The 16,334-nt window shown below is 62.6% G+C and carries 20 protein-coding genes and 1 tRNA gene; 6 read left to right on the top strand and 15 right to left on the bottom strand.

From position 1 onward, the window contains the following. Nucleotides 1–9: 9 nt before the first annotated feature. From motB to flhD, 4 genes are all read right to left on the bottom strand, one after another. Nucleotides 10–945: a flagellar motor protein MotB gene (gene motB / locus BT108_RS09805; protein WP_072294353.1), complete on the bottom strand. Its 936-nt coding sequence runs from the start codon at nt 943–945 to the stop codon at nt 10–12. Nucleotides 946–963: 18 nt separating this feature from the next. Further along, nucleotides 964–1,824 carry a flagellar motor stator protein MotA gene (motA, locus tag BT108_RS09800; protein ID WP_072294352.1) on the bottom strand — a complete coding sequence of 287 codons (861 nt, stop codon included), beginning with the start codon at nt 1,822–1,824 and terminating at the stop codon, nt 964–966. Nucleotides 1,825–2,162: 338 nt separating this feature from the next. Then, a complete protein-coding gene (gene flhC, locus BT108_RS09795) occupies nt 2,163–2,720 on the bottom strand; it encodes a flagellar transcriptional regulator FlhC (protein WP_072294351.1) in 558 nt (185 codons plus the stop codon). A gap of 132 nt (nt 2,721–2,852) precedes the next feature. Then, nucleotides 2,853–3,170: a flagellar transcriptional regulator FlhD gene (flhD, locus tag BT108_RS09790; RefSeq protein ID WP_072294350.1), complete on the bottom strand. Its 318-nt coding sequence runs from the start codon at nt 3,168–3,170 to the stop codon at nt 2,853–2,855. A 425-nt stretch (nt 3,171–3,595) separates the two neighbouring features. On the opposite strand from flhD, the gene BT108_RS09780 reads away from it, so the two are divergent. After that, nucleotides 3,596–3,880 (top strand): type II toxin-antitoxin system RelE/ParE family toxin, encoded by a 285-nt coding sequence (locus BT108_RS09780; protein WP_072294349.1) that lies wholly within the window; start codon nt 3,596–3,598, stop codon nt 3,878–3,880. A 12-nt stretch (nt 3,881–3,892) separates the two neighbouring features. After that, nucleotides 3,893–4,213 (top strand): HigA family addiction module antitoxin, encoded by a 321-nt coding sequence (locus BT108_RS09775; RefSeq protein ID WP_072294348.1) that lies wholly within the window; start codon nt 3,893–3,895, stop codon nt 4,211–4,213. Nucleotides 4,214–4,241: 28 nt separating this feature from the next. Here BT108_RS09775 and BT108_RS09770 read toward each other — a convergent pair whose 3' ends face one another. The 3 genes from BT108_RS09770 to BT108_RS09760 all read right to left on the bottom strand — a co-directional run bounded on the left by BT108_RS09770 (nt 4,242) and on the right by BT108_RS09760 (nt 6,127). Next, a complete protein-coding gene (locus tag BT108_RS09770; protein ID WP_072294347.1) occupies nt 4,242–4,511 on the bottom strand; it encodes a hypothetical protein in 270 nt (89 codons plus the stop codon). Between the two features lie 217 nt (nt 4,512–4,728). Further along, nucleotides 4,729–4,821, bottom strand: a tRNA-Ser gene (locus BT108_RS09765). Nucleotides 4,822–4,900: 79 nt separating this feature from the next. Next, nucleotides 4,901–6,127, bottom strand: a complete 1,227-nt coding sequence (locus BT108_RS09760) for an aspartate kinase (RefSeq protein ID WP_072294346.1) — start codon at nt 6,125–6,127, stop codon at nt 4,901–4,903. Between the two features lie 279 nt (nt 6,128–6,406). On the opposite strand from BT108_RS09760, the gene BT108_RS09755 reads away from it, so the two are divergent. Beyond that, a complete protein-coding gene (locus BT108_RS09755; protein WP_072294345.1) occupies nt 6,407–6,691 on the top strand; it encodes a helix-turn-helix domain-containing protein in 285 nt (94 codons plus the stop codon). Between the two features lie 105 nt (nt 6,692–6,796). Here the strand turns inward: BT108_RS09755 and BT108_RS09750 are convergent, their stop codons facing one another. Continuing rightward, nucleotides 6,797–7,657, bottom strand: coding sequence for a radical SAM protein (locus tag BT108_RS09750; RefSeq protein ID WP_072294344.1), 861 nt, complete (start codon nt 7,655–7,657; stop codon nt 6,797–6,799). A gap of 15 nt (nt 7,658–7,672) precedes the next feature. Here BT108_RS09750 and queD point away from each other — a divergent pair, with 15 nt between their 5' ends. From queD to BT108_RS09735, 3 genes are all read left to right on the top strand, one after another. Further along, complete coding sequence (queD, locus tag BT108_RS09745; protein WP_072294343.1) at nt 7,673–8,137, top strand: 6-carboxytetrahydropterin synthase QueD; 465 nt, start codon at nt 7,673–7,675, stop codon at nt 8,135–8,137. Between the two features lie 124 nt (nt 8,138–8,261). Further along, nucleotides 8,262–8,732, top strand: coding sequence for a peroxiredoxin (locus BT108_RS09740; RefSeq protein WP_072294342.1), 471 nt, complete (start codon nt 8,262–8,264; stop codon nt 8,730–8,732). Then, entirely contained in the window at nt 8,729–10,162 is a 1,434-nt protein-coding gene (locus BT108_RS09735) for a PhoH family protein (protein WP_072294341.1), read from the top strand. Before BT108_RS09740 ends, BT108_RS09735 begins: the two co-directional genes overlap by 4 nt. Nucleotides 10,163–10,194: 32 nt before the next feature. Here the strand turns inward: BT108_RS09735 and dnaB are convergent, their stop codons facing one another. The 7 genes from dnaB to rnr form a co-directional block, all read right to left on the bottom strand. Next, entirely contained in the window at nt 10,195–11,586 is a 1,392-nt protein-coding gene (dnaB, locus tag BT108_RS09730; protein ID WP_072294340.1) for a replicative DNA helicase, read from the bottom strand. A 119-nt stretch (nt 11,587–11,705) separates the two neighbouring features. After that, nucleotides 11,706–12,161, bottom strand: coding sequence for a 50S ribosomal protein L9 (rplI, locus tag BT108_RS09725; RefSeq protein WP_072294339.1), 456 nt, complete (start codon nt 12,159–12,161; stop codon nt 11,706–11,708). Between the two features lie 11 nt (nt 12,162–12,172). Further along, nucleotides 12,173–12,457, bottom strand: coding sequence for a 30S ribosomal protein S18 (gene rpsR / locus BT108_RS09720; protein ID WP_072294338.1), 285 nt, complete (start codon nt 12,455–12,457; stop codon nt 12,173–12,175). A 13-nt stretch (nt 12,458–12,470) separates the two neighbouring features. Then, complete coding sequence (gene priB, locus BT108_RS09715; protein WP_072294337.1) at nt 12,471–12,767, bottom strand: primosomal replication protein N; 297 nt, start codon at nt 12,765–12,767, stop codon at nt 12,471–12,473. A 94-nt stretch (nt 12,768–12,861) separates the two neighbouring features. Further along, nucleotides 12,862–13,239, bottom strand: a complete 378-nt coding sequence (gene rpsF / locus BT108_RS09710) for a 30S ribosomal protein S6 (RefSeq protein ID WP_072294336.1) — start codon at nt 13,237–13,239, stop codon at nt 12,862–12,864. A gap of 105 nt (nt 13,240–13,344) precedes the next feature. Next, a complete protein-coding gene (gene rlmB, locus BT108_RS09705; RefSeq protein WP_072294335.1) occupies nt 13,345–14,103 on the bottom strand; it encodes a 23S rRNA (guanosine(2251)-2'-O)-methyltransferase RlmB in 759 nt (252 codons plus the stop codon). A gap of 1 nt (nt 14,104) precedes the next feature. Beyond that, the gene (gene rnr / locus BT108_RS09700; RefSeq protein WP_072294334.1) at nt 14,105–16,294 is read right to left on the bottom strand and encodes a ribonuclease R; all 2,190 of its coding nucleotides are present in this window, start codon (nt 16,292–16,294) and stop codon (nt 14,105–14,107) included. Nucleotides 16,295–16,334 lie beyond the last annotated feature (40 nt).

Raw genomic sequence — 16,334 nt, 5'->3', positions numbered from 1 at the left:
CGCGGTGCGTCAGGCGCGTTCCAGGGAACGGCGGCGTGCCGCCTGCGAAGATCGCGAGTCGGCCAGGATGTGATCCTTGATGTCCTGCACTGCGCCTCCCTCCCGGATCAGCGCCTCTGCAGCCCTGCCGTTCATCACGATGACGCTGATGCGCCGGTTGACAGCATGGAAAGGATCTTCCCGGTCGAACGGTACCGCGGCTCCCAACCCCACCACCCGCATGAGCTTCTGCTCGCTCATGCCGCCCAGTATCAGCTGGCGCCGCGAGGCATTGGCGCGATCCGCCGACAGCTCCCAGTTGCTGTAGTATTTTTCGCCACTGGCGTACGGCGTGGCGTCGGTATGGCCCGAGAGGCTCACCCGATTGGGTATTTCGTTCAGCACGCCTCCCAGTTCCCGCAGAATCTCGCGGGTGTGCGGCTCCAGCTCGGCGCTGGCGCGCGCGAACATCGGCCGGTTCCGGTCATCCACGATCTGGATGCGCAGGCCCTCGGTGGTGATGTCCAGCAGCAACTGCTTCCTGAATTGCCGCATGGTGAGATTGGATTCGATCAGGCGCTCCAGCCGCCGCTTCAGGTCTTCGAGCCGGATCCTGTCGAGGCGTTCGAGCTCCGCCTGCGCCCGCCTGAGGCTGGCCGGCCGCTCGGGCGTCTCGCTGTCGTTGCGCTGCACGCGCCTCTCACGCCGCGTCGGATCCCCGCCCCCGCCTTCCAGGATGCTCCGGTCGCCGCCCGAGCCGCGGGCCGCCATGACCAGCGGCGTCTGGAAGTACTCGGAGATTCCCTGCAACTCGGCCTTGGACGAGGTGCTGAGCAGCCACAGGAGCAGGAAGAACGCCATCATCGCCGTGATGAAATCGGCATAGGCAATCTTCCACTGGCCTCCGTGGTGGCTGCGGCGCCTCTGGATCTTCCTGACGACGATGGGGCGGGGTGGCTTCGCCATGAGTTGTGTCCGGCCTTCTTACCGGCTTCTTGTCTGCCTGACGCAGTCTTCCAGTTCGCTGAAACTCGGCCGTTCGGTCGAATACAGCACCTTGCGCCCGAACTCGACCGCCAGCGCGGGGGCGTAGCCGTTGATGCTCGAGAGCAGCGTGACCCGGATGCACTGCAGCATCTTGGTCGACTCGCCCAGCTTCTGCTCCAGCACGGCAGCCAGCGGCCCGACCAGCCCGTAGCCGAGCAGGATGCCGAGGAAGGTGCCGACCAGGGCCTGGGCGATCAGCCCTCCCAGCTCGGAAGGGGGCAGCCCCACGGAGGCCATGGTATGCACCACTCCCATGACGGCTGCGACGATGCCGAAGGCCGGCATGCTGTCGGCCACCTTGCTGATGCAATGCACCGGTATCTCACCCTCCTGGTGATGGGTCTCTATCTCGTTGTCCATCAGGTTCTCGATTTCGAATGCATTGAGATTGCCTCCCACCATGAGGCGCAGATAGTCGGTCATGAACTCCACCACATGGCGATCCGCCATGATGCTGGGATAGTTTGCGAAGATCGGGCTTTCATGGGGGTGATCCACATCCTGCTCGATCGACATCAGCCCCTCCTTGCGGATCTTTGCAAGGATGTCGTAGAGCAGGGCCATGAGATCGAGATACAGGGTCTTGGTGTAGCGCGGGCGCTCCAGCACCCGGGGCAGCGCCTTGAGGGTGGCCCGCTGCGCCTTGCCGGTGTTGCCCAGCACGAAGGCGCCCACTGCCGCGCCGCCGATCATCAGCAGCTCCAGCGGCTGAAGCAGCGCGCCCAGGTGTCCTCCGGAAAGCGCAAACCCCCCGAAGACTGACATGAACACAACAAGAGAACCGACGATGACCAGCATTTTCAGATTTCCCAGTCGAGATTCGCATCCGGTTCGAGATGTCTCTCCCGGCGTGCGATGCCTGCATGATTGCGAACCATGCAATCCCGGTAACGGCCGGATCCGGAAAATCTTTAATGGGAAAACCGGTGCACGACCGGCGAATACGGCGAATACGGGGAAACGAAGGTGCTGGGGAAATGAGGCCCTGCCCGGCAGGATGTTGCGGCCCGTGGCAGAAGCATGGTGTGGCCGCATCCGCAGCCGCCGGCGCGGCCGCAGCGGGAATCGTCAGGATCCGCGCGGCGATGTCCGGCGCCGATGCGGAGAGGTTCCTCGCAGGTTCCGGGGACCGGGCGTCAGGCCGCCAGGGCCGCGGCCGCGGCGGCAGAAGGGACGCGGGACTTGCTGGTTTTCCCGGCTCGCGAGGGTGTATTGCACAACCCGCAGACGTAGCGGTGGTGAAGGTCATGGACGTGTACCACGAAATGCCCGTGGCATTGCGTGCACGCCGTGGTCTGCAGGATGCCGCTATCGAAGAATCGCACCATGGTCCAGGCGCGCGTCAGGCTCAGCACCGGCTCCATCTCGCTCATCCGGCAATGCTCCAGATAGAGCTTGTAGCTCTTGACGATGGCCGTGATGCCCCGGCACTCGGCATGGCTGGTCAGGTAGCGATGGATATCCGCGAAGACCGAGGAATGAACGTTGGGCTGCCAGGTCAGGAACCAGTCCGCGGAAAACGGCAGCATTCCCTTGGGAGGCGAAACTCCTTTCAATTCCTTGTAGAGCCTGATCAGGCGCTCCCGGCTCAGGCTGGTTTCATTCTCCAGCAGCTGCAGGCGTGCGCCCAGCTGGATCATCTCGATCGCGGCCCGTATCTCGTTGGCCTCCGACACCACACTCTTCTTGCGCATGCGCACTCCTCTAAGCCCTCTCCGTGGCAGTTCGGCAAATGCCCGGTCGAGCCGGCGATTCAGAATCCATGATGGAAAATCAGGGCTGACTGCTATCCAGGAAACTTTTCAGCCTGGAAGGCATTCCCGGCGTCAGGCGATCTCCTCGGCCGGCTGGCCGGCGAGCAGGATGGCCGCGTGGGACTGGGACATCAGTTTTTCCTTGCTGTAGTCCGTGAGCATGCCGAATACCAGGCTGTCGTCGAAGCGTATCCGGCACAGCATCATGTTGGAATTGGCGAGCTTGAGGATCTGGCTCAGCGACAGGACTTCAAGCACGTCCGCGATATCCTTGCTCACGCCCAGGCGGAAGATGGCCATATCCTTGTCGGCCAGGACCATCTGCTGGGCCAGCATCAGGTACGTCAGGTTGAGATCTTTGATCTCGGTGGTCAGTTCGGTGGCTTTCATCTTTCTCCCTCGTGGTTGTGACAATGGGGCTCATTCTGCCGCGCCGCACGAGATCGCGAAATCGGAATCTGTCGGATTCGCGCGTAGAAATAGCAGGGGTTTCCGTGTAGGAAAACTTCCTACAGGAGTACCGTTGCGATTTCTCCGGCGATTCCCGCATGTCCTGGTGGACGTGGGTGTAGTAGACATCGCGAGTGTCGCGGTATTCCTGCAGGATCTGCGCCGTGTAGAGCGCGGTGTCTCCGCCTCCCACCGAATCGCCTACGAGATAGCGGGGCTGCTCCGTCAGCACGTTTGCGGTATTGCTCTGCTGCCCGTCGTTGATGTCGCCCAGTACGATGACGGGAGATAAGTTGCGGATTGCATACTTTCGTTATCGATATTTACGGTTGACGTAAATCATCAAAACCTGCTATTCTGGATTTATGATTCTGGGCTACCGCGACAAACGAACCCAAGATTTCTCCGAGGGCAAATTTGTCCAGGAGTTTCAGGGCTTCGACCGACAGGCGTGGAAGCGCCTCGAAATCCTGGATGCCGCGATAGGCCTCGACGAATTGCGGATTTTGCCGAGCAACCGCCTTGAGGCGCTGCACGGCAACAGACGCGGCCAGTTCAGCATCCGCATCAACAGTCAATGGCGGATTTGCTTTGAATGGCTGCAAGGTGCCGCCGGACCGTCGAATGTCGAAATTGCGGACTCTCATTAGGAGGCAGAACAAATGACGCGTCCCCCCATTCATCCCGGTGAAATCCTCGCCGACGAATTGCAGGAGATTGGCATAACGCCAACCGAGTTGTCACGTCAGATCGACGTGCCCACCAACCGCATCACGCAGATCATCCACGGCCGGCGCGGCATTACCGGGGATACGGCGTTGCGCCTGGGTCATTGGTTCGGTACGTCAGCGCAGTTCTGGCTTAACCTCCAGAGCGCCTACGACATCCGCTTGGCCGAGCAGATGGCCGGTGCGGAAATTGCCATGCTGCCGACCAGATCGACTGGTCGAATTGAACATCCGAAGCAGCCGGGTTTGCTTTGAATCCAGATAATCTGTAGTAGTCACGACTTCATCCGACAGTCACCCGATTTGACAGGTGCAATTGCCAGATTGAATCGAAGCGACTACACATGAGCGAATCCGGCGTCAGCGAGTCGAGCTGCCTACCTTCCAGCATCGCACGGACGATATCGGGTGCAAGGAATGCCAGATACACCACCCGCGTCACATAGGAGCTGGTGACCTCCTCCTGCGTTGCAATCGCCTGCATGCTTCCAGCCGTGCCCGATGCCAGACGATCGAACCAGTCATGCGTCCGGGATAGCAACTGCACCAACATCGGATCTGCCCCTCGGGGCACATCCAGCCCCGCACGATCAGCCGCATCACCCGGCCGCTGCGCTTGAGCTGTACAGGTGGCGGGAGGGTATCGGTCTCCGGTGGCCTTGGAAAAAGAGCTTTCCGTATTATATCTTTTTTGGTTGACCGGCACACGGCCCACGTGTAGGCGGCCTAGTTCGGAATAGAGGAAGAGAGCAGGGTATCGCGGGTCATCGTGGCGGAGAGAGAGGGATTCGAACCCTCGATAAGCCTTTTGAGCCTATACTCCCTTAGCAGGGGAGCGCCTTCGACCACTCGGCCATCTCTCCGTGGAAGAGGCGTAAGGATACCGGTTTGCACTTTTCCGGTCAAACGGTACGCCGCGTGCTTCTCCGAAACCCCGGGGCCTCAGGACGACTGGTCCAGGTCGAACACCTTGTGCAGCACCCTCACCGCGAGTTCCATGTATTTCTCATCCACCACCACGGAAATCTTGATTTCGGAGGTGGAGATCATCTGGATGTTGATGCCTTCCTCGGCCAGGGCGCGGAACATCCTGCTGGCGATGCCGACGTGCGAGCGCATCCCCACGCCCACCACCGAGACCTTGGCGATCTTCTCGCCGCCGACCACGCCGCGGGCGCCGATGTGGGGTTGAACCTGGTTTTCGAGGATGCCCATGGCCCGGCCGAATTCGCTGCGGTTGACGGTGAAGGAGAAGTCCGTCAGGCCGTCGTAGCCGATGTTCTGGATGATCATGTCGACGTCGATGTTGGCGTCGGCGATCGGACCCAGGATCTGGTAGGCGATGCCGGGGCGGTCCGGTACGCCCAGCACCGTGATCTTCGCCTCGTCGCGGTTGAACGCGATGCCTGAAATGATTGCACGTTCCATGTTGCCTTCCTCGAAAGTGATCAGGGTGCCTTCGCCTTCCTCGTCGAAGCTGGACAGCACCCGCAACCTGACCTTGTATTTCCCGGCGAATTCCACCGAACGAATCTGCAGCACCTTGGAACCGAGGCTCGCCAGTTCGAGCATTTCCTCGAAGGTGATGGAAGCGAGCTTGCGCGCCTCGGGAACGATGCGCGGATCGGTGGTGTAGATGCCATCCACGTCGGTATAGATCTGGCATTCCTCCGCCCCGAGCGCGGCTGCCAGCGCCACGGCGGTGGTATCCGAACCGCCGCGGCCCAGCGTGGTGATGTTCCCATGAGCATCCGCGCCCTGGAATCCCGCCACGACCACGACGTACCCCGCATCGAGGTCGGTGCGGATGCCGCCCTCGTCGATCTTCAGGATACGCGCCTTGGTATGGGCGCTGTCCGTCAGAATGCGCACCTGCGCACCGGTATAGCTTTTCGCCTTGAGGCCCAGATCCGTGAGTGCCATGGCCAGCAGGGCGACGGAAACCTGCTCGCCGGTCGAGACCATGACATCCAGTTCCCGCGCCGAGGGATCGGCCTGGAATTCCCTGGCCAGGGCGATGAGACGGTTGGTCTCCCCGCTCATCGCAGAGACCACCACCACCACCTGATGGCCGCGCGACTGGAATTTCGCGATGCGGCGGGCGACATGCTTGATGCGCTCGGTGCTGCCGACCGAGGTTCCGCCGTATTTCTGGATGATCAGTGTCACGCCGTTCTTGCCATATTAAATAAAAAAACGGGGAACTCTACGTGGAACCCAAGTGTCACATATGTTGAATCAATTATGCCTGCGGCAATGGATTCAACTTTCCCTCGAAGGTGGATTTTACCCGATTGCGGGGAATAAAGTCCGATATATGCAATAATGATAACCTCTCCAGGGATTGTCTGCCACGCAAGGGTTGCATTGCTTGGAAAAACGAATTAAATTTATGAGTTTTCGATAGTCCTACACGATCAACCGTATCACTCACAGCGAGCCGATCTCATGAAACTTTTCGAAGAAATATCCAATCCTCGTGAAATCCGACGCAAGCTCGGGTTGAATCAGCATGACTTCTGGAGCAAGGTCGGTGTCACCCAGAGCGGCGGCTCCCGTTATGAAAGCGGACGCAACATGCCCAGGCCGGTCAGGGAGCTTGTAAGACTGGTGCATATCGAGCACATCGATCTGGCAAAGATCAAGAAGGATGACCTCGCCATCGCCGCATTGCTCAAGAGCCAGGATCCCGATCTGTACAAAACCCTGAAGAAAGCCGCCCGGGCAAAATAACCCCTGCAGCCGCGCAGCCCAGATTTACACAGCGCAGCATCCGCAGTACATATTCCGGTTTCCCCGGCTCACGGGAACGACGGCCCCAGGAACTCGATGCGTGTCTCATGGATTGAGCCTGACAGCGAGCCCGGTTGCCCGGATTCTTTCATGGAATGCATCCATCCATGCCCGGTCGACCTTGGCAAGCCGCGGCGCATCCGGCTGCATGGAGGGGCGGGCGAGCCCGTATAGCAGCACCCCTTCGAGCGGCACGCCCTCCCCCCGCAGTTCCTCGACAAACCGGAGATAGGCATCGGCTTCCGAATCGGAAGGAGGCCTGCCGTCGATCTGCAGCACGCAGGTCTGGAGCCAGGTAGGGCAAGCGGCTGCGGCCAGCTTCAGGTTCTCCTGCATCCGGCGCAGGCTCATGCGCGTGCCATTGATGCGCAGCCTGCCCGCGGGCGTGACGCTGTCCACCTTGAACCACACTTCGCCGTTCAGCTGCGCCATGCGGTGCAGGCCGGCGTGGACGCCCGGACGGTCGATCAGGCTGCCATTGGTGATCAGTACCAGCTTGAGGTCCGCGGGCAGATCGCAATCTCCCCTCACCCTTCCGATCAGCTCGATCACCTGCTCGAATTCGCGGGCGCTGGTGGGCTCGCCGTTGCCCGACAGGGCAATGTCGCGCAGGCGCCTCGCATCCGGCGGCACCTGCGTCTCCATGAATGCGCCATACCGGAGTTCCTGCAGGAAGGCGCGCAATTCCGCCTCCAGGCGAGGCAGGTCGATCGCCGGCGCCGTACCACGCCGGAGCTCCGGAACCTGGCAATAGACGCAGCGCCAGTTGCAGGCATTGTTCGGGTTGAGATTGATGCCGACCGATACTCCCCCCGCCCGGCGCGACACCACCGGATAGACGTAGGCCAGCCCGGCGCTGTCGCGGCTGTGGTCCGTCACGTCCAATAGTCTGGAAGCGTGCGCCAATGCTACAATCCTCTGATGTTGATCACCCGCAGGCTGGAATTCGACGCCGGCCACCGCATCCCCGCCCACGCCAGCAATTGCCGCCATCTGCATGGCCACCGCTACGCCATCGAAATCACCCTGTCAGGGGACATTATCACCGAGGCGGGCACCGCCGGGCAAGGCATGGTGATGGACTACTCGGAGGTCAAGCGCATCGCCAGGGCGGCGCTGGTGGACAAATGGGATCACGCCTTCCTGGTGTATGCCGGAGACGTTGCGGTGATGCAGTTCCTCGAATCCCTTGAAGGCCACAGGACGGTCGTGCTGGACGCTCCGCCCACGGCGGAGAATCTTGCCCTGGCGGCCTTCCGCATTCTCGACGCTGCCTACGGCGATACTTACGGCAACCACCTGCGTCTGGAACGGGTGCGCCTGTTCGAAACGCCCAATTGCTGGGCGGATGCGGTGCGAGGGCAGCTGCCGCAAAGCCCTGCCTGACGGCATCGCCGGGGTCCCGTCCTCCCGTGCAGAAAGGTTGATTTTCTTTGCATTCGCTTTTTGTTACCATGCGGGACGGCCAGAGTTACGGGCATATTTCCATACCACTCCAGACGAGGTCCTCATGCCGAGCCAGCCTGCTCCCGATTTCGAGCTCCCCTCCACCAGCGGCAAGACGTTCAGGCTGTCCGGCGCGGCAGGCAGGAATCTGGTGATCTACTTCTACCCCAGGGACGACACGCCCGGCTGCACCGTCGAGGGCCAGGAGTTCCGCGACGCCTTCGACGAGTTCACCGGGCTCGGTTGCGACATCGTGGGCATCTCGCGCGACACGCTCAAATCCCATGAGAAATTCAAGGAGAAGATGGGGTTTCCCTTCGAGCTCCTGAGCGACGTCGACGAGTCGGTCTGCGGGCTGTTCGGCGTCATGAAGATGAAGAACATGTACGGAAAGCAGGTGCGCGGCATCGACCGCAGCACCTTCGTCGTGGACGCGAAGGGCGCGCTGCGCCGGGAATGGCGCGGCGTCAAGGTTCCCGGCCACGTCCAGGAAGTGCTCGAGTTCGTGAGGACCTTGTCCAGAGCGGACTCATGAACTCCCGCAAACCGGCTTCATCCGTCACTACCATCACGCGCCTGCGCGCCCACCCCAAGCTGTTCGTGCTCGACAGCAATGTCCTGATGCACGATCCCACCAGCCTGTTCCATTTCGAGGAGCACGACGTCTACATCACCATGGTGACGCTCGAGGAACTCGACAACAACAAGAAAGGGATGTCGGAAGTGGCGCGCAACGCCCGCCAGACCAGCCGGTTCCTGGACGAGATCGTGAACAGTGCGGTCACCAACATCGAGGAGGGCATTCCGCTGGCCGAGCATGGCAGCAAGAGCGCGACCGGACGGCTGTTCCTCCAGACGCAGACGATCAACAATACCCTGCCGGTGCGGCTGGCGAGCGGCAGCGCCGACAACCAGATCATCAGCGTGGTGAAGTTCCTGCACGAGGCCCATCCCAGCCGGATCGTCACGCTGGTCTCCAAGGACATCAACATGCGCATCAAGGCGCGTGCCCTGGGGCTGGCGGCGGAAGACTACTTCAATGACAAGGTCCTGGAAGACACCGATCTCCTGTATTCCGGCACCCTGCAGCTGCCGGACGACTTCTGGGACAGCCACGGCAAGGACATGGAGTCCTGGCAGCAGGCCGGGCAGACGTTCTATCGCGTCAGCGGACCCCTCTGCCGCGGTTTCCTGGTCAACCAGTTCGTCTACCTGGAGCACGACAAGCCCTTCTACGCCCAGGTGAAGGAGCACGACGGCAAGACCGCGGTGCTGCAGACGCTCAAGGACTATACCCACCAGAAGAACAACATCTGGGGCATCACGGCGCGCAACCGCGAACAGAATTTCGCGTTCAACCTGCTGATGAACCCGGAGGTGGACTTCGTCACGCTGCTGGGCCAGGCGGGAACCGGGAAAACCCTGCTGACCCTGGCTGCCGGACTGATGCAGACGCTCGAGTCCAAGGTCTACTCGGAAATCATCATGACACGCGTCACCGTCCCGGTCGGCGAGGATATCGGCTTCCTGCCCGGCACCGAGGAGGAAAAGATGGCGCCCTGGATGGGCGCGCTGGAAGACAACCTGGAAGTGCTCAACCACGCGGAGAATGACGGCGGGGAATGGGGGCGCGCCGCCACCCGCGACCTGATACGCTCGCGCATCAGGATCAAGTCGCTCAATTTCATGCGCGGGCGCACCTTCATCAACAAGTTCCTGATCATCGACGAGGCCCAGAATCTCACCCCCAAGCAGATGAAGACGCTCATCACCCGCGCCGGACCCGCCACCAAGGTGGTCTGCCTGGGCAACATCGCCCAGATCGACACGCCCTACCTGTCGGAAGGAAGCTCGGGGCTGACCTACGTGGTCGACCGCTTCAAGGGATGGGATCACAACGGGCACGTCACCCTGCAACGCGGGGAACGCTCGCGGCTGGCGGACTATGCCACGGAAGTGCTGTAAGCGCACCGCGCCGGCCGCGATTTCCGCACGGATCAGTAGCGGCCGGTGCGGGCGTAGCTCTCGAAGCGGGTATATTCGCCGAGGAAGGTGAGATCCACCTTGCCGATGGGACCGTTGCGCTGCTTGCCGATGATGATCTCGGCGATGCCCTTGTCCTGCGTGTCGGGATTGTAGACCTCGTCGCGATAGATGAACAGGATCAGGTCCGCGTCCTGCTCGATGGCGCCCGACTCGCGCAGATCCGACATCACCGGACGCTTGTTGGGGCGCTGCTCCAGGCTGCGGTTCAATTGCGACAGCGCGACCACCGGCACCTGCAGTTCCTTGGCCAGCGCCTTCAGGGAGCGGGAAATCTCCGATATCTCGGTGGCGCGATTCTCGCCCTGGCCCGTGGCCGACATCAGCTGCAGGTAGTCGATCACGATCAGCCCCAGCCCGCCATGCTGGCGGTACAGCCGCCTCGCACGGGCCCGCAGCTCCAGCGCATTCAGGGCGGCGCTCTCGTCGATGAACAGAGGGGCATCGCTCAGCCTGCCCAGGGCATGGGTCAGCTTGGACCAGTCCTCGTCCTGGAGACGCCCGGTGCGCACCTTGTGCTGATCCAGGCGCCCCACCGAACCCAGCATGCGCATGGCAAGCTGCGCCCCGCCCATTTCCATGCTGAACACCGCCACCGGCTTCTCCAGTTCCAGCGCCACATGCTCGGCAATGTTGAGGGAGAATGCGGTCTTCCCCATGGAGGGCCGGCCGGCGACGATGATCAGGTCGCCGGGCTGAAAGCCCGACGTCTTCTGGTCCAGATCCTGGAACCCGGTCGCGATCCCGGTCACGTCGCTGGGGTCGTCCTGGTTGTAGAGCGTCTCGATGCGCTCCACGACTTCCTTCAGCAGCGGCTGGATGTCGACGAAGCCCTGCGTTCCGCGTGCGCCCGCTTCCGCGATTTCGAAGACCCGGGCCTCCGCCTCGTCCAGCAGATCGGCGGCGGAGCGGCCTGCCGGGTTGTAGGAGGATTCTGCGATCTGGGATCCCACCTGGGCCAGCCTGCGCATGACCGCCCGCTCCCGCACGATTTCCGCGTAGCGCCGGATGTTGGCGGCCGAGGGCGTGTTCTGCACCATGATGCCGACATAAGCGAGGCCGCCGACGTTCTGCAGCTCCGCGGATCTCTCCAGGGATTCCGCGACCGTCACGACGTCGGCGGGCTTGCCGTGCTCGACCAGTCTGTTGATGTGCCGGTAGATGAGACGGTGATCCTGCCGGTAGAAATCATCCTCGGTGAGGATGTCGGCCACCCTGTCCCACGCGTGGTTGTCCAGCATCAGCCCGCCCAGCACCGACTGCTCGGCCTCGACCGAATGCGGCGGCATCTTGTAGGATTCGAGCGACGGGTCGGGAGGGGTCGCAGCAGCGAGGAATTGAGCCATGGAAACCGGATGACGTCAGGAGTGTCGAAGGGATTCTACCATCGGGGGATCGGCCCGAAACAATTAAAAGGGGGCTGCAAGAGCCCCCTTTCATTTCTTCCTTCAAATCCGCCCATCGCTCAGGAAGTCGGCTCTCCCAGAACCGAAACGACGATCTGCACCGACACGTCGCTGTGCAGCACGACCTCCACCGGATAGTCGCCTATCTGCTTGAACGGCCCCTCCGGCAGGCGGATCGCGGAGCGTTCCACCTCGAAACCCTGATTTGCGAGCGCGGTCTCGATATCGGCATTGGTGACGGACCCGAACAGCTTGCCATCCACACCGGCCTTCTGCGTGATCTGCACCATCAATCCCTCGAGCTTGGTCGCGCGCGTCTGGGCGTCCGCCAGGATTTCCGCCTGTTTTTTCTCCAGCTCGGCGCGCCTGGCGTCGAATTCGGCGATGGCGGCGGGCGTCGCCCGTCTTGCCTTGCCCTGGGGAATCAGGAAATTGCGCGCGTAACCGTTCCTGACCTTGACGACGTCGCCCAGCTGGCCGAGTTTTGCGATCTTTTCCATCAGTATGATCTGCATGGCCTCTCTCCTCAATGCAAATCGGTGTAGGGAAGCAGCGCGAGGAAGCGTGCGCGCTCGATGGCGGTGCTCAGCTGGCGCTGGTAACGGGACTTGGTGCCCGTGATGCGCGCCGGAATGATCCTGCCATTCTCGTTGATGAAGTCCTTCAGCAGGTCGACGTCCTTGTAGTCCACCGTCTGGATGCCCTCGGCCGTGAAGCGGCAGAACTTCCTGCGCTTGAACAGCGGGCGGTTGGCCTTCTTGTCCTTTTCCCTGTCCTTCCCATCCTTGCGTCTTGTGGTAAAGCGAGCCATGATTTTCTTCCTGTCAAATGATGTCTATGCTGTTCAAATGCAGTACCAGTTGCCGGTTCACGCGGCTCCTGCCGCAGAGGAAGCCGCCCGACCGCACCTGGGTGCCGGGGAGCATGCGGGAAACCGTCTCGGCCAGATCCGCCAGCGCCACCGCGGGCATCTCGCATTCCACCCGCCGGCGCATGCCGGCTTCGAGCTGGTGCGACGCATGGCCGATCTTCAGTTCCACCACCGCCACCCCGGCCGGCGTGTAGCGCAGGCCCTCGACTTCCATGATCCTGCCGCAGATGACGACTTGATTGCAGTTCATTGCGTGGGAACGCACCCGCCCGGCGAAGGAAGCGACAGGTGGCGGCCGATACGGCCAGAGGCGATACCCGCCCCGATCCCGTACGATCCGGTGCTCACACCGCCAGCGTCGTTTCCTTCTGCTCGTTTGCGGCAGGCGCGGCCGGCTTCGCCTTCTCCTCGCGCATCATGGGCGAGGCCGTGGTGACCGCCGCATCCATCCTGATGGCGAGGTAGCGCAGGATCGCATCGTTGAACTTGAAGGCGTGATCCAGTTCGTCATGGGTTTCCTGGTCGCACTCGATGTTCATCAGGACGTAGTGCGCCTTGTGCACCTTCTGGATCAGGTAGGCGAGCTGGCGGCGCCCCCAGTCTTCCAGGCGGTGAACCTTGCCGTTCTTCGCCGTGACGATATTGCGGTAGCGTTCGATCATGGCCGGCACCTGGTCGCCCTGATCGGGATGGACGATGAAAACGATTTCGTAGTGTCGCATGCAATCTCCTTATGGGTGAAGCTCCCCGGATGCGAATCGGTGGAGCAAGGCGTGAAGCGGAATCGAAAGTCGCTCAGTATAGCCAGGCGAGGTGAAAATATCAATTCATGTCCACGCGGGCATCCCGGCCTTCATCCGCTGGCGTCGTGACTCGAACAGGCAGACGCCGGCGCTGACCGAAACGTTGAGGCTTTCCACGCTGCCCAGCATGGGGATCGCAACCAGCCGGTCGCAGGCCTCGCGCGTCAGCCGGCGCATGCCCTTTCCCTCCGCGCCCAGCACCCATGCGATGGGCCCATCCAGCTCCACCGTGCCGAGCCGTTCGCCGGCGTCGGCGCATGCACCCACCACGCTGACGCCGTGCTGCTTCAGTTCGCGCAGTGTACGCGCCAGGTTCGTGACGGAAATGTAGGGTACGGTATCGGCGGCGCCACTGGCGACCTTGTGCACCGTGGCGGTCAGGCCGACGGCGCGGTCTTTCGGGGCGACGACGGCATGCGCGCCGAAGGCGTCCGCCACGCGCAGGCAGGCGCCGAGGTTGTGGGGATCGTGCACGCCGTCGAGCACCAGGAGCAGCGCGGCCTCCTCCAGCGTGTCGAGCACGTCCCCGATATCGACGTGGGAGCGGGACGCATCGATGTTGGCCGCCACCCCCTGGTGGCGCAGGCTTCCCGCCATCGCATCGAGTCGCTGGGCGTCGCAGGCGATCAGACGCACGCCCTGCGTCTCGGCGAGCTTCGCCAGGCCGCGTGCCCGCTGGTCGCGGCGGGCCGGATCGAGGAATATCTCGCGGATGCTGTCCGGATTCTGCCGCAGGCGGCTGGTGATCGCGTGGAAACCGAAAACGAGGCGGATGCGGGACACTTCAACGGGCCCCGCGGCCGCGGCCTCCCTCGGCCACGACGAAATCGATCTTGCTCGACTCCAGGTCGGCACGCACCAGCCGTACCCGGATCCGGTCTCCCAGGCGATAGCGCTTGCCGCTGCGCTCTCCCAGCAGCATGTGCTTGGCCGCGTCGAAGTGGAAGTAGTCGCTGGGCAGTTCGGAGATGTGCACCAGCCCCTCCACGTGGATGCCGTCCAGCGCCACGAACAGGCCGAATCCCGTCACCCCGCTGATCACGCCGTCGAAGCACTCGCCTATCCGGTCCTGCATGTAGTAGCACTTGAGCCACGCCTCCACGTCGCGCGTCGCATCGTCCGCGCGCCGCTCGGTCTGGGAGCAGTGCAGGCCGAGTTCACGCCAGTCGCCCGGCGCATATGCGGCGCCGTTCAGGACGGCCTTGATGGCACGGTGCACCAGCAGGTCGGGGTAGCGCCTGATGGGCGAGGTGAAGTGGCTGTAGGATTCGTAGGCGAGCCCGAAATGCCCCACGTTGTCCGGGCTGTAGACCGCCTGGCGCAACGAGCGCAGCATCACCGTCTGCAGCAGCTGGGCGTCGGGCCTGCCCTTGATCCGGGTCAGCGCCTTGGCGTAGTCCTTGGCGCTTGGCGCTTCGCCTCCGCCCAGCGGCACGCCGAACTCCTTGAGGAAGTCGCGCAGCGCGGCGAGCTTTTCCGGGGTGGGGCCCTCGTGGATGCGGTAGAGGGTGGCTTGCCCATGCTTCTGCAGGAAGTCCGATGCGCATACGTTGGCCGCCAGCATGCACTCCTCGATCAAGCGGTGCGCGTCGTTGCGCTCGACCGGCAGGATGCGCTCGATCTTTCCCTGCGCATTGAAGACCATCTGAGTCTCGATGGTCTCGAAGTCGATCGCGCCCCGCTTGCCCCTCGCCTTCAGCAGGATCTTGAACAGCCGGTACAGCAGCCGGAGATGCGGCAGGAGCGCCCGATGCCGGCGGGCGGCCTCCCCCCGCGGGTGCTCGATCATGTCCGCCACCTCGGTGTAGGTCAGGCGCGCGCGGGAATTCATGATTGCCGGATAGAATCGGTAGCCGCCGAAGCCGCCATCCGCCTTTATATCCACCTCGCATATCACGCACAGGCGGTCGACCTGGGGATTCAGCGAACACAGGCCATTGGACAGCACCTCCGGCAACATCGGGATCACGCGCCGCGGAAAATACACCGAATTGCCGCGATGGCGCGCCTCCGCGTCGATGGCATCCCCCGGACGCACGTAGTGGCTCACGTCGGCGATCGCCACGTACAGCCTGAAGTCCTTTCCGACCTGCTCGCAATGGACGGCATCATCGAAATCCTTCGCCGTCTCGCCGTCGATGGTCACGAGCGGCAGGTGGCGGGCATCCGTCCTCCCGGCCGGATCCGTTTCCTGCACTTCCTCGGAAAACCGTGCGGAGAGCTTCTCCACCTCGGGCGGGAATATGTGCGGAAGATCGTGCTTGCGCAGGGCGATCTCGATCTCCATGCCCGGGGCGGTATAGTCGCCCAGCACGTCGATGATGCGCCCGATGGGCTGGGCGTGCTTGCTCGGCTGCCGGATGATCTCCACCATGACCACCTGGCCGTCGCCGGCATCCAGCGACTGCTCCCTGGGAATGAGGATGTCCTGGCTGATGCGCCGGTTCTCCGCTTCCACGAACAGCACGCCATGATCCACGTGCAGCCTGCCCACCAGCTGCGTCACCGCGTGCTCCAGCACCTCGACCACGACCCCTTCCCTGCGCCCCCTCCGGTCCACTCCGGTCTCGCGCACCATCGCGCGGTCGCCATGCAGCGCCTTGTGCATCTCCTTCTCGGTCAGGAACAGGTCGGGGCCGCCGTCATCCGGCACCAGGAACCCGAAGCCATCGGCATGCCCCTGTATCCGGCCCTTGATGAGATCGAGCTTCTCCACCACGCAGATGTCGCCCTTGCGGTTGCGCATGATCTGCCCTTCGCGCAGCATGGCGGCGATGCGGCGGCTGAAAATCTCGTTCTCCGCCTCCACGATCCCCAGCAGATCCTGCAGCGCCTGTTCATTGACCGGCACGCCCTGCTCCTCCAGGATCTGCAGGATGAATTCCCGGCTCGGAAGGGCGTGGCCGTAGCGCTGCTTCTCGCGCTCGAAATGGGGATCCAGCTTGCGCACGCCGCGTTTCTTCTTGATTGACAAAGCGGTAATTTCCTATAAAATTGGCGCCTCTGTCCGATGC

Origin of the sequence: Nitrosovibrio sp. Nv17 (genome assembly GCF_900119085.1) — a bacterium.
Lineage (GTDB): Bacteria > Pseudomonadota > Gammaproteobacteria > Burkholderiales > Nitrosomonadaceae > Nitrosospira.
Note: the sequence above shows the minus strand (reverse complement) of the source record. Positions and strands in the feature narration are given on the sequence as shown.

Coding starts and splice junctions, on each gene's coding strand:
- BT108_RS09740 (WP_072294342.1), top strand. CDS start 8,262: ATGCCGAGCCAGCCTGCTCCCGATTTCGAGCTCCCCTCCACCAGCGGC.
- motB (WP_072294353.1), bottom strand. CDS start 945: ATGGCGAAGCCACCCCGCCCCATCGTCGTCAGGAAGATCCAGAGGCGC.
- BT108_RS09735 (WP_072294341.1), top strand. CDS start 8,729: ATGAACTCCCGCAAACCGGCTTCATCCGTCACTACCATCACGCGCCTG.
- rplI (WP_072294339.1), bottom strand. CDS start 12,161: ATGCAGATCATACTGATGGAAAAGATCGCAAAACTCGGCCAGCTGGGC.
- flhD (WP_072294350.1), bottom strand. CDS start 3,170: ATGAAAGCCACCGAACTGACCACCGAGATCAAAGATCTCAACCTGACG.
- dnaB (WP_072294340.1), bottom strand. CDS start 11,586: ATGGCTCAATTCCTCGCTGCTGCGACCCCTCCCGACCCGTCGCTCGAA.
- BT108_RS09755 (WP_072294345.1), top strand. CDS start 6,407: ATGAAACTTTTCGAAGAAATATCCAATCCTCGTGAAATCCGACGCAAG.
- queD (WP_072294343.1), top strand. CDS start 7,673: ATGTTGATCACCCGCAGGCTGGAATTCGACGCCGGCCACCGCATCCCC.
- BT108_RS09770 (WP_072294347.1), bottom strand. CDS start 4,511: ATGTTGGTGCAGTTGCTATCCCGGACGCATGACTGGTTCGATCGTCTG.
- rpsF (WP_072294336.1), bottom strand. CDS start 13,239: ATGCGACACTACGAAATCGTTTTCATCGTCCATCCCGATCAGGGCGAC.
- BT108_RS09775 (WP_072294348.1), top strand. CDS start 3,893: ATGACGCGTCCCCCCATTCATCCCGGTGAAATCCTCGCCGACGAATTG.
- rpsR (WP_072294338.1), bottom strand. CDS start 12,457: ATGGCTCGCTTTACCACAAGACGCAAGGATGGGAAGGACAGGGAAAAG.
- flhC (WP_072294351.1), bottom strand. CDS start 2,720: ATGCGCAAGAAGAGTGTGGTGTCGGAGGCCAACGAGATACGGGCCGCG.
- BT108_RS09780 (WP_072294349.1), top strand. CDS start 3,596: ATGATTCTGGGCTACCGCGACAAACGAACCCAAGATTTCTCCGAGGGC.
- priB (WP_072294337.1), bottom strand. CDS start 12,767: ATGAACTGCAATCAAGTCGTCATCTGCGGCAGGATCATGGAAGTCGAG.
- motA (WP_072294352.1), bottom strand. CDS start 1,824: ATGCTGGTCATCGTCGGTTCTCTTGTTGTGTTCATGTCAGTCTTCGGG.